Origin of the sequence: Bordetella sp. 02P26C-1 (genome assembly GCF_009763255.1) — a bacterium.
In the GTDB taxonomy this organism is placed as follows: domain Bacteria; phylum Pseudomonadota; class Gammaproteobacteria; order Burkholderiales; family Burkholderiaceae_B; genus Bordetella_A.
Genome location: NZ_WSJB01000018.1, coordinates 334,470 through 346,490, shown reverse-complemented (window position 1 = coordinate 346,490; position 12,021 = coordinate 334,470). Strand labels below are relative to the sequence as shown.

The 12,021-nt window shown below is 60.9% G+C and carries 6 protein-coding genes; all 6 read left to right on the top strand.

Annotated elements, in window-relative coordinates; genetic code table 11:
* Window positions 1-91 precede the first annotated feature (91 nt).
* The 6 genes from GOQ28_RS10955 (at window position 92) to GOQ28_RS10930 (ending at window position 11,934) form a co-directional block, all read left to right on the top strand.
* Window positions 92-1,624, top strand: coding sequence for a M81 family metallopeptidase (locus GOQ28_RS10955; RefSeq protein WP_160356455.1), 1,533 nt, complete (start codon window positions 92-94; stop codon window positions 1,622-1,624).
* Window positions 1,625-1,807: 183 nt separating this feature from the next.
* Window positions 1,808-2,785, top strand: coding sequence for a hypothetical protein (locus GOQ28_RS10950; protein ID WP_160356454.1), 978 nt, complete (start codon window positions 1,808-1,810; stop codon window positions 2,783-2,785).
* 66 nt (window positions 2,786-2,851) lie between these two features.
* Entirely contained in the window at window positions 2,852-4,345 is a 1,494-nt protein-coding gene (locus GOQ28_RS10945; RefSeq protein WP_272898845.1) for an amino acid permease, read from the top strand.
* A gap of 249 nt (window positions 4,346-4,594) precedes the next feature.
* Window positions 4,595-5,767, top strand: coding sequence for an efflux RND transporter periplasmic adaptor subunit (locus GOQ28_RS10940; RefSeq protein ID WP_160356453.1), 1,173 nt, complete (start codon window positions 4,595-4,597; stop codon window positions 5,765-5,767).
* Between the two features lie 9 nt (window positions 5,768-5,776).
* Window positions 5,777-8,875: an efflux RND transporter permease subunit gene (locus tag GOQ28_RS10935; RefSeq protein ID WP_160356452.1), complete on the top strand. Its 3,099-nt coding sequence runs from the start codon at window positions 5,777-5,779 to the stop codon at window positions 8,873-8,875.
* Window positions 8,875-11,934 carry an efflux RND transporter permease subunit gene (locus GOQ28_RS10930; RefSeq protein WP_160356451.1) on the top strand — a complete coding sequence of 1,020 codons (3,060 nt, stop codon included), beginning with the start codon at window positions 8,875-8,877 and terminating at the stop codon, window positions 11,932-11,934. The genes GOQ28_RS10935 and GOQ28_RS10930 overlap by 1 nt, the downstream gene beginning before the upstream one ends.
* Window positions 11,935-12,021: the final 87 nt, after the last annotated feature.

The following is a 12,021-nucleotide window of genomic DNA, read 5'->3' as shown; positions in this document are numbered from 1 at the left end:
GATGCTGCGTGGATGCCTTGCCAATGCTTTATCGCTCACGCGGGGCGCGTGGGTCGGTTTCTGGTGAATCTTGACAGTATAGGAGCGCGAGATGCGCATAGTGGTCGGTGGTTTCCAGCATGAAACGAATACGTTTGCGCCGAGTAAAGCGGACTTTCGCGCGTTTGAACTCGGTGGTGGCTGGCCAGGCATCGTGCGCGGGCCGGCAATTTTGCCCGCACTGAAAGGCGCCAACATTCCTGCCGCGGGCTTTATCGCAGCCGCGCAGGCGCTCGGCTATACCATCGTGCCAGCGGTGTGGGGCGCAGCGAGTCCGTCGGCGCACGTCACGCGTGAGGCATTTGAACGCATCATGGCCATGATGCTCGAAGACATCGCCGCTGCGTTGCCGGTCGACGGTGTCTATCTGGACCTGCATGGCGCCATGGTCGCCGAGCATTATGACGATGGCGAGGGCGAAGTGCTGCGTCGCGTGCGCGCGTTGATCGGTCCGGACGTGCCCTTGGTCGCCAGCTTGGATCTGCATGCGAACGTCACCCAGCAGATGATTCGCGAAGCCGACGCCTTGGTGGCCTATCGTACGTATCCGCACGTGGATATGGCCGATACCGGCGCGCGCGCTTGTGCCTTTATGGGCCGGCGCCTTCGGGGCATGCCGCGACCGCCGGTTGCCGTACGCCAGATATCGTATCTGTTGCCCACTTGCTGGCAAAGCACGATGGCGATGCCGGCCAAAGGTCTTTACGAGCGCCTGGAAGCGTTGGAATCCGCGCCCGAAGTTTCGAGCATGTCTTTCTGCATGGGCTTTCCCGCAGCGGACTTCCCCGATTGCGGTGCGCTGGTATGGGCGTATGCGGACACGCAGGCTGCCGCTGATGCCGCCGCGGATACGCTGGCCGCCGATGTCGAAGCCGCTGAAGCAGCTTTCGCCGGTAAGCTCTATTCGCCTGACGAAGCCGTGTTGCGCGCGCTTGAACTGGCCGCTGGCGCCGACCGGCCTGTCGTGATCGCCGATGCGCAAGACAATCCAGGCGCGGGTGGCGATTCCGATACCACCGCCATTTTGCGCGCGCTGGTACGCTATAACGTCCCACGCAGTGCATTGGGGTTGATGGTCGATCCGGCTGCTGCCGAATTGGTGCATCAGGCAGGCGAGGGCGCCACCGTGCGTTTGGCGTTGGGCGGGCATTCTGGTGTTCCGGGTGATGCGCCGTTCGAGGCGGACTTCGTGGTGGAACGTCTGTCCGATGGCAAGCTGACCGCCACTGGTCCATACCTCCTGGGTGTGCGCATGGACTTGGGCCCGAGCGCTTGTTTGCGTATCGGCGAAGTGCGTGTCGTGCTCTCTTCTTACAAGGCGCAGATGGCCGATCAGGCGATGTTCCGTTACGTCGGCATCGAGCCGACCGAGCAAGATGTGTTGGTGCTCAAGAGCTCCACGCATTTTCGCGCGGACTTCACGCCCATCGCCGCGGATATCTTGATCTGTGCGGCGCCAGGCCCTATGCCGATGGATCCGATGGAACTGCCGTGGACCAACTTGCGCGAAGACGTGCGCATGTGTCCGGGCGGCCCGACGTTCGCGCAGTTCAAGGCGGCGAGGGCGGTTGCCGGTGTGAACTGAAGGCGCGGCTCATGTGCGCGCTTGCGCATGACGCATATTGTGTAGGGCCCTTGCGGCGGCAGCCAATGGCGAGAACGCGAACGCCGCCGTTTTTCTGACGATTGCGTCGGCGCTTTGCGGGGCTGACATGTGTTGTGCCGCGTTGTTTGGAACGATGCCGGCAAACGCGTTACTAACGCCGATATGGCCAACAAGCGCAACACAGATTTTATCGTTTCGGCAATTGCCGTCTTCGTTTCTTTTGGTGCCGTGGCAACTGCCTATGGCGCCTGCGGCACTGAGTGGGGTCAGCAGTCTCCTCTATTCCGCACCGCTATCGAATACGACGACCCGCTCAGCAAAGCCAATCCTACCGTTCATGTATTCATCGATGGCAAGGCCGTCAAGATGATGCTGGATACGGGGGCTTCCGCTAACTTGCTCTGGGACGCTTCAGTATTGAAGGAAGCGCCGGAGGCGGCTGTGAATCGCGTGGATTCGCACGTTGCGTCGGCCGATGCCAGGCGGGTCCGCGCCACGCTGGCTGACCACCACGGAAATGCTATGAGCCAGGAATTCTACCTGGTGTCGGACGCCGTCCTTGCGCAGGAGGGTTACGCCGGCATTCTAAGTCCTCAGCAAGTATCAGGGGATAACGCGTTGCTCGTCGATTTGCACAGCGACTGTTTAATCGTAGGAGGGGCGTTCGATACTCGCGCGGACGCCCGGTTCAGTGTTTATCCGGGACGCTCGCTGGCGAATCCGTACGGAGTCATGGCGATCCCGATAGGGCTCGGCTCCGGTCGGATCCCCGTGGTCGTGGATTCCGGCGCGTCGGTCAGTTCATTGCTGGCTACACTGGTGCAAACAAAGCCACGCGGCGCCCCGGCACCCCGGAGAATGGACGTTTTTGGCGCGATCATGCCCGCGCCACGGATGCGTCTCGTCGATCTGAATATCAACGGGAAAGTGTTCAAATCACATCCTGTGATTCCCAGGCCGGCAGTGGACGATAGAGGGATTACGGACTTCGGCTTTATCGGGATGGATATTTTGAAGAATCTGGTGATTTATTACGATAAAGCACGCGGAGAATTCAACTTGCTCGTCCCTAGAAACTCCAGCGCTCGCATTGACGCGCCAGCCCGACGTGATCGTCAGCGCAACCTGCCCGACGGCTAAGCCGGTCTGTACGGAGTAGGCTAAAGTTGCTCCTTTACCGCTTTAACGCTCACAAGGAACACGATCTTGGCCGAGACCACAAGTCCGCACGCCGTTGATACCCCCGCCGATCCCGCACCCACCGGATTGCGCCGCACGCTTGCCGCCCGTCACCTGACCATGATCGCCGTTGGAGGATCGATTGGCACGGGTCTGTTCGTGGCCTCGGGCAGCACCATCGCTCAAGCGGGTCCCGGTGGCGCGCTGCTGGGTTATGCCTTTATCGGCTTGATGGTGTATTTCCTCATGACCAGTCTGGGCGAGCTGGCGGCGGCGATGCCGGTGTCGGGATCGTTTGCCAGCTATGGCGCCCGTTATGTAGAGCCCGGTTTTGGCTTCGCCCTAGGGTGGAACTATTGGTACAACTGGGCGGTGACGGTCGCGGTGGATCTGGTTGCCGCGCAGCTGGTGATGGCGTATTGGTTGCCGGATGTGCCAGGGGTTTATTGGAGCGCGCTGTTTTTGCTGGTGATCGTGGGGCTCAATGCCTTATCGGCACGCGGCTTTGGCGAAGCGGAGTTCTGGTTTGCCTTGATCAAGGTGATTGCCGTCATTGCGTTTATCGCTATGGGCATATTGATGCTGCTCGGGATCATCCGGGGCGGCGAGACCGGAGGCTGGCATAACTGGACAATTGGCGAGGCCCCCTTTGCCGGGGGCTTTGCCGCATTGATTGGCGTGGCCATGGTGGTGGGATTTTCGTTTCAAGGAACGGAGCTCATCGGCATCGCTGCCGGCGAATCGAAAGACCCCGCGCGCAATCTGCCGCGCGCGGTGCGCAGTGTGTTCTGGCGCATCCTGCTGTTTTACGTGTTGGCCATCGGCGTGATCGGCTTGCTGATTCCCTATACCGACCCGCAACTCTTGCGTAACGATGTTTCCGATATCAGTGTCAGCCCGTTCGCGTTGATATTCGAGCGTGCAGGATTGCTAGCGGCGGCATCGATCATGAATGCCGTGGTATTGACCTCGGTGTTGTCTGCCGGGAATTCGGGCATGTATGCGGCTACGCGCATGCTGTACGCCTTGGCGAGCGAAGGCAAGGCTCCGCGCATATTCAGCCGGGTTGCCGTCAATGGCGTGCCAGTGCTGGCCTTGTTGGCCACGACCGCAGTGGCGGCGTTGTGTTTCTTGTCATTTCTGTTCAGCCCGAAGGCGGTGTATATCTGGCTATTGAACACCTCCGGCATGACGGGGTTTATCGCCTGGCTGGGGATTGCAATTAGTCATTATCGATTTCGGCGGGGCTATGTCGCGCAAGGCGGCAAGCTTAGCGACTTGCCTTATGTGTCGCCGTTTTTCCCATTCGGCCCGATCTTTGCCTTTGTCGTGTGTTTGATCATCACGCTGGGACAGAATTACGAGGCGTTCCTTTCCGATCACATCGAATGGAGTAGCGTCGCGGCGACTTATATTGGCATCCCACTGTTTCTGCTGATTTGGGCGGGATATCGTGTATTGCAGAAATCGCGTTTCGTGCGGTATGCCGATATGACGTTTCCGCTGCGAAAACGGGGCTGATCTGCTCCCCCCGGCGCGCAACCGTCCGCGCCGTCATGGCGGCATTTAGGGGACTGTCCACATAGGACCCGCCTGATTTGTAGTGCGTTGTCGAGACGGCGCGCGTTCCGGGAGGCTACGAGCTGTAGCCTCCCGGAACGGCTAGTGGAAGGGCTGATTCGTCACCCGGTTTCGCGCCACGGCCATCAACGGTATCGCCACTTTTCCAAGTGCGCGGTGATTTTTGGTCGTGTACGGATTCAGACTGGGATGCTTCTCTCATTCTCTGCGGACAAGCTGCGCCATCGACATCTGTGGTGGCTGATGGCCGTCATCGCCATCGCGATTGTCACCGCTATGACGCTACGAACGTTTCGCCCGCTAAGCGAAAGCGCGGGTGACGATAGCAGCAGCGGGCCGCCGCCGGTTCCTGTCCGAGTCATCCCGGTGGTCTCCGGGGCGGTGCAGTCCGAAATGTACGCCGTCGGCACCGTCACGCCGCTTGCCAGGGTCGACATACGCGCCCAGGTCGACGGCGATCTGGTGCGGCTGCATTTTCAAGAGGGCCAGCATGTGTCGGTCGGCGATCTGCTCGCCGAAATCGATGACAGGCCCTATCGAATACGTCTGAACGCTGCGGAAGGCGAGCTGCAGGAAATCCAAGCGCAATGGAACAACGCGGCAGCGGATCTAAAGCGGTACGAACGTCTGGATAAGCAGGACTCCGTCGCCGCCAAGCGTCTGGATGCCGCACGCGCCAAGGAGCAGCAGGAAGCCGCGCGTCTGCGCCGGACGGAAGCCAAGGTCAAAGAGGCGCGGCTGCAGTTGGCGCATACTCGTATCACCGCACCGGTGACGGGGCGTGTCGGCATGCGAGGCATAGATAGGGGAAACCATATCCGCGCAGCCGACCACCGGGCGCTCGCGACGCTCGTGCAGACGGCGCCCACCTCGGTGCTATTCACCATCCCGGCGACACGGTTGAAATGGCTGCAGCAAGCCTGGGAGGCCGAGGAGGATGCAACCGTCGAGGTACAGGCCTGGGATGCCGAGGAACGCCGCCTGCTGGCGCGCGGCACGCTGACCAGCCTGGATAACCGTATCGACACCCGCAGCGCCACGCTGCAGCTACGCGCGTACTTCGACAACGCCGACGAGACGCTGTTTCCGAATCAGTTCGTCAATATCCGCATGGTGCGGGCCCGCCCGATACAGTCGCTGGTCATCCCCGCGGCGGCCGTGCAGCAGGGGCCGCATGGTGCGTACGTTTTTGTCGTGGGCACAGACAATCGTGCGCAGAAGCGGTCCATCGCACTGGGGCCGGATAATGCCTCGCGTGTCTGCGTGGAATCGGGCTTGCAAGCCGGTGAAAACGTGGTGCTCGAGGGGATCGAGGAGCTGGATGAGGGACGCGAGGTATTGATCGTTGCGCCTTCGTATTAAGGGCCGTCGGTGAATCTGTCTCGTCCGTTTATCCTGCGGCCCGTCGCCACGACGTTCTTGATGCTCGCCATCATGCTCTCGGGCTTGCTCGCCTGGCGGCTACTCCCCGTGGCAGCGTTGCCGCAGGTGGATTTCCCGGTCATTCAGGTCAGCACGCAGTACCCCGGCGCGAATCCCAGCGTGATGGCCCGGGCAGTCACCGCGCCGCTGGAGCGGCTATTTGGCAGGATCTCCGGTCTGAAGCAAATGTCTTCGACCAGCGCGAGCGGATTGTCGCTCATCACATTGCAGTTCTCGCTCGATGTGCCGCTGAGCGTGGCGGAACAAGAAGTGCAGGCCGCGATCAGCGCGGGCGCTGCATCGCTGCCGCCAGATCTGCCTGCGCCGCCGGTGTATCGCAAGGTCAATCCCGCGGATGTGCCGATCATCACCCTGGCGGTGAGTTCGGATACCTTGCCTGTCCCGCGGGTGTACGACCTGGTCGATACGCGTATGGCACAGCGCCTGGCGCAGTTGAGCGGCGTCGGCATGGTCAGTTTGGCGGGCGGACAGCGGCCGGCGTTGCGAATACAGGTGAATCCAATGGCTCTGACGGCGTATCAGCTGTCCCTGCCGGATTTGCATGCGGCCATTCGCAAGACCAATTCCAATCTGCCCGTCGGAGGCTTCGACGGCGCATTGCGCACGTTGTCACTGGAACTGAACGACCAACTCCAAAGCGCGGACGAGTACCGCGACCTGATCGTGGCGTGGCGGGGCGGTGCTCCGGTCAGGCTCGGCCAAGTGGCGCACATCGAGGATGGCGCGCAAGATCGCTATCTGGCGGCTTGGGTGAACGATAAACCCGCTGTGCTCATCAATATCCAACGGCAGCCGGACGCCAACGTGATTGAGGTGACGGATCGCGTCAAGGCATTGCTGCCCGAGCTGACGGCCAGCATGCCAGCATCGGTCGACGTGACTGTCTTGACCGATCGCACGCAAAGCATCCGCGCCTCGGTCAAGGGCGTGCAGCGCGAATTGATACTCGCCGTGGCGCTCGTGGTGGTTGTGACCTGGGCGTTTCTAAAGAAGATATCGCTCACCTTGATTCCAAGTGTCGCGGTGCCGTTGTCGCTGATAGGCACATTCGGCGTTATGTATATGGTGGGCTATTCGGCGAATAATCTGACGCTCATGGCGCTCACGATAGGCGCGGGCTTTGTGGTGGATGATGCGATTGTGATGCTCGAGAATATCGCGCGCTATCGCGAACAGGGACATAGCCGTTTGCAGGCAGCGTTGTTAGGTGCCGGGCAAATTGGATTTACCTTGGTGTCGTTGACCGTGTCGCTGATCGCGGTGCTGATACCGTTGCTGTTCATGCAAGACATCGTCGGCCGGCTGTTTCGCGAGTTCGCGGTATGTCTGGCCGTGGCGATTCTGATCTCGCTGGCCGTGTCGTTAACGCTCACTCCCATGCTGTGCGCGCGTTGGATGCCGCCGCTGGGGGAGCATGGCGCCGCCGCGACTGCGACGGCGGCTTGGATGCGCCGTCTGGTGCATGGATATGAGCGCCTCTTGGACCTGACCTTGCGGCATCAACGCCTGACCTTGACGGTGATGCTTGCCACCATTGGCGTGACCGCGCTGCTTTACTGGATCATTCCAAAAGGCTTCTTTCCCAATGAGGATAGTGGCTTATTGCAGGCAATCGTACAGACGTCCGACGATGCCGCGTTCGCGACGGTGGCGCAGCGTCAGCAGGCGATCGGGCGCGCACTGCTGGAAGACCCATCGGTACATAGTCTCGTGTCATTTATCGGCGTGGACGGCGTCAACACCACGCTCAACAGTGGCCGCATGATGATCAATCTCGTGCCCTTTGAGTCGCGTGACGCGTCGCTGGATGTCATCATGGCCAGACTGGCATCGCGTGCGGCGACGGTTGCCCATACCAGCTTGTTTTTGCAGCCCGTACAGGAGTTCAATCTCGAGGACAGGGTGAGTCGGGGGCAATACCAGTTCACGTTATTCGCGCCTGACACTGCCCTGTTGCACGGGTGGGCAGACGCGTTGGTGACCGACTTACGGCAACAGTCCGCTATGGCAGACGTGGCCCTCGATGCGCAGCGCGAGGGCCGGCAGGTTTTTATGTCGGTGCAGCGCGATGTCGCGGCGAGCCTGGGCGTCAGCATGGACGAGATTGTTCAAACGCTCTACAGCGCCTTTGCACAGCGCCAGATTTCCACGTTCTTTACCCAATCGAATCAGTATCGCGTGGTGTTGGAGATCGACGCCCGGCATGCGCCTGACCCCCGTGTATTGGACCGCTTGACCGTGCGCTCTTCGCGTGGAGACTTAGTGCCCTTGTCCGCGATGGCGACCCTGAGCGAACGCAGCTCACCCTTGGCCATTCATCAGGTGGCCCAGTTTCCTTCCGTGAACGTATCGTTCAACCTCGCGCCGGGTCATTCGTTAAGCGAGGCGGCGCGTGTCATCGAAGACGCGCGTACGCGGATCGGATTGCCCGCGAGCGTTGCCCTGCGATTGCAAGGCGCGGCAGCCGGATTCGAGGCCTCGCTGCACCACACGCTTTGGCTGATGCTGGCTTCGGTGATCACGATGTATCTGGTGCTCGGCATGTTGTACGAAAGTACGATCCATCCCATCACGATCCTGTCCACGCTGCCCTCGGCCGCAATGGGGGCGTTGCTGGCATTGTGGTTGACGGGGCGACCCCTGGACCTGATCGCGGTCATCGGCATTATTTTGCTGATCGGTCTGGTCAAAAAAAACGGCATCATGCTGGTCGATTTCGCATTGGAGGCCGAACGCACGCGCGGTGTGTCGCCCGAACAAGCCATCCGCGAGGCGGCCCTGCTACGCCTGCGACCCATATTGATGACGACGCTTGCCGCGGTGATCGGCGCGATCCCGCTGATGCTGGCTACCGGTATGGGAGCGCAGTGGCGTCAGCCTTTAGGTTGGGTGATGGTGGGCGGATTGCTGGTCAGTCAGCTGCTGACGCTGTTCACGACACCGGCCGTGTATCTGTTCTTTAGCCGATTAAGCGCGCGCCGCAAGGGTTCCCTGACGCGCGTGCTATCTGAATCGGGCATCGGTTGATGCTACGCACGTGTGTACGCAGGCCAGTGGCTTGCACCTGTTTTGCGGTGGCGCTTTTTTTGATTGGCGCCTTAGCTTGGTGTTTGCTCCCTGTCGCGGCCTTGCCTCAGGTGGAGCTTCCGCTCATCCAGGTCAGCGCGAGCCTGCCGGGCGCGAGCCCGGAAAGCATGGCCAAAACGGTGGCGGCGCCGCTAGAGCGGGCACTGAGCAGCGTGTCCGGTGTGACAGACATGGTGTCGTACAGCACGCAGGGCGCGACCCAGATCGAATTGCTGTTCGAGGCAGATCGCGATGTGAACGACGCGGCGCGCGCGGTCCAGGCAGCGATCAATATCGCGCAAGCCGAATTGCCGGCGGGGATGCCTGAGAGCCCGACTTATTCGAAGCGCAGCTCCGCGCGTGCCTCGATCATGGCGATTTCGCTCAGTTCGTCGACATTGCCATTGCCCGCGCTCTACGAGATTGCGGCCACGGTGCTGGCACCAAGATTGTCGCAGGTCCAGGGGGTAGGTGGCGTAGAGGTGCAGGGCAGCTCCATGCCTGCGCTGCGCGTGCAAATGAATCCCAAGGCCTTGACGCATTATGGCGTTGCCTTGGATCAGCTGCGAGATGTCCTGGTCCGGGCCGTGCCACTGGCGCCCTCGGGGGCGGTGCAGTCAGATGGCCAACGTTGGGAGCTGGATCTGCAAGACGAAGGTCCCGTCCGTGCGTCCGAGCTGGAGCAATTGACGTTAAAGCATGAGCAGGGGGCGTCGCTGCGCCTCGGTCATGTCGCGCGCGTCAGTGAATCCGTCGAGGACCGCTATACCGCGGGCTTTCATAACTCGCAGCCTGCCGTGATCATGGTGGTGACCCGGCAGGTAGAGGCAAACATTATCGAGACCATCGATGCGCTGTATGAGCTCTTGCCTGCGTTGCGCGCCATGTTGCCGGGCGAGGCAAACCTGACCGTGGTAACGGACCGATCGCCGGGCATACGCGCAGCAATGCGGGAGGCGCATCTGACCTTGGGTATCGCCACGGTGCTAGTGGTTCTAGTGGTGTGGTTCTTTGTCGGTCAGATCCGCGTTGCCGTCATTTCGTGTGTGGCCATCGTGGTGTCCTTGGTCGCGACATTCGCGGTGATGTATCTGTGCGGATTCTCGCTGAACAACCTGTCCCTGATGGCGTTGATCGTCTCGGCGGGTCTGGTCGTTGATGATGCCATCGTGGTGCAGGAAAACATCGCGCGGCATCTGGAGCGCGGGCTCAGTCCGCCACGCGCGGCATTTCGGGGCGCGAGCGAGGTCGGCTTTACCCTGGTGGCCATGACGGTCTCGCTGGCGATCGTATTCGTGTCGGTGCTCTTCATGGGAGGCATGGCCGCGCGGCTTTTCAAGGAGTTCTCCATCACGCTGATAGCGGCAACGCTGATCTCGCTCGTGGTGTGTTTGACTGTCATTCCGAGCCTGTGTGCGCGATGGCTGCGCGCACCCGCGAGGATGCGGCACGAGCACCATGCCCAGCGACTCAGCGGCGCGTTACAGCGGGCGTATGGCAACACGCTGAGCTTCGCATTGCGTCACCCTTGGCTCATGCTGGCCGTGCTGGCGTCAGTGATCTGCGCGAACGTCGCTTTGTATATCGTCGCGCCGAAGGGCTTTCTGCCCTCTCAGGATACGGGTCACATCATGGGCTTTGTTAAAGGCGAAGGAGGCGCATCGTTTGCGCTGATGCAGCCCAAGATCGACACGTTTCGCCGTCTGGTGCAAGACGATCCCGCCGTGCAGGACGTGGTGGGCTATAACGGCGGCAGCTTCGGTGTGGGCAACGCGTTCTTTATGATACGGCTCAAGCCACTAGCCGAGCGTGGTGTCTCTGCGGAGTCGGTGATCGCGCGACTGCAGTCGAACATGCCGCAGGTGCCAGGCGCGACGTTGTATCTCACGCCGGTCCAGGACTTGATAACGACGATCGAAATTGGCGCCTCGGGCAGCTATGGTCTGCGAGTGCTGGCCAGCGATGTATCGCTGTTGCGAGAGTGGACGCAGCGCATCGCGAGCGCCTTGCGAGCGTTGCCGGAGATCAGCGGTGTCGTCACCTCGGGCGATGAGTCGGCGCGGCGGGTAAGGGTGCAACTCGACCGCGAGGTCGCCGCACGGTTGGGCGTGGACGTGAATACGGTGGCGGCGGTGCTTAGCAACTCGTTTAGCCAGCGTCAGATCGCGACGCTATACGACCACACACGTCCTTACCGGATCGTGTTGGAACTCGACGGCGAACGCGCCCGGAGTGCCGACATGTTGGAACAGGTCGAGGTCATCACGGGCGATGGTCGTCGCGTGCCCTTGAGCGCGCTGGCGACCTACGAACAGGATTTCGCCAACGACTATGTGATGCACATCGGCTTGTTTGCCGCGACCAACGTGGGATTCATGTTGGCCGAGGGCGTGTCGCTTGAACGCGGCTTGCAGGCGGTGGACCAGACATTGAATGGATTGATGCTGCCCACCGATATCCAGGCGCGCTTAGGAAATGGCGCCGACGATTTTCTGACTGCCGTGCAAGCTCAGCCGACCTTGATCCTGGGTGCGCTCGCTGCGATCTATCTGGTGCTGGGTATGTTGTACGAAAGCCCTTGGCATCCGTTGACGATCTTGTCCACTTTGCCCTCGGTGGGGATAGGCGCGTTGCTGGCGCTGCGGGTGGCCGGGATGGAATTCACGCTTATCGCCTTGCTTGGTTTGTTCCTGGTGTTTGGCGTGGTCATGAAAAACGCGATTTTGATGGTTGATTTCGCGCGCGTGCTGCAACGCCGCAAAATGATATCTGCCGCGCAGGCCGTCCATCAGGCGGCGGTATTGCGCTTGAGACCCATCCTGATGACGAATCTGGCGGCCTTGCTGGGTGCGTTACCGCTGGTTCTGGATGGCGGTGACGGAGGGGAGTTGCGTCGGCCCTTAGGCGTCGCTATCGTGGGTGGGTTGCTGGTCAGTCAATTTCTCACCTTGTACACCACACCTGTGGTGTACTTGATGCTTAGCCGCTTGCGCGGCGATAACAACAACAACAACGGTTAGTCAGCACATCTGGAGAGCCGGGTTTCGGTCGGCGGCCACGTCGCACCGAAGGCATGATTCTTTGCGGTGACACAACTTGTGAGGAGA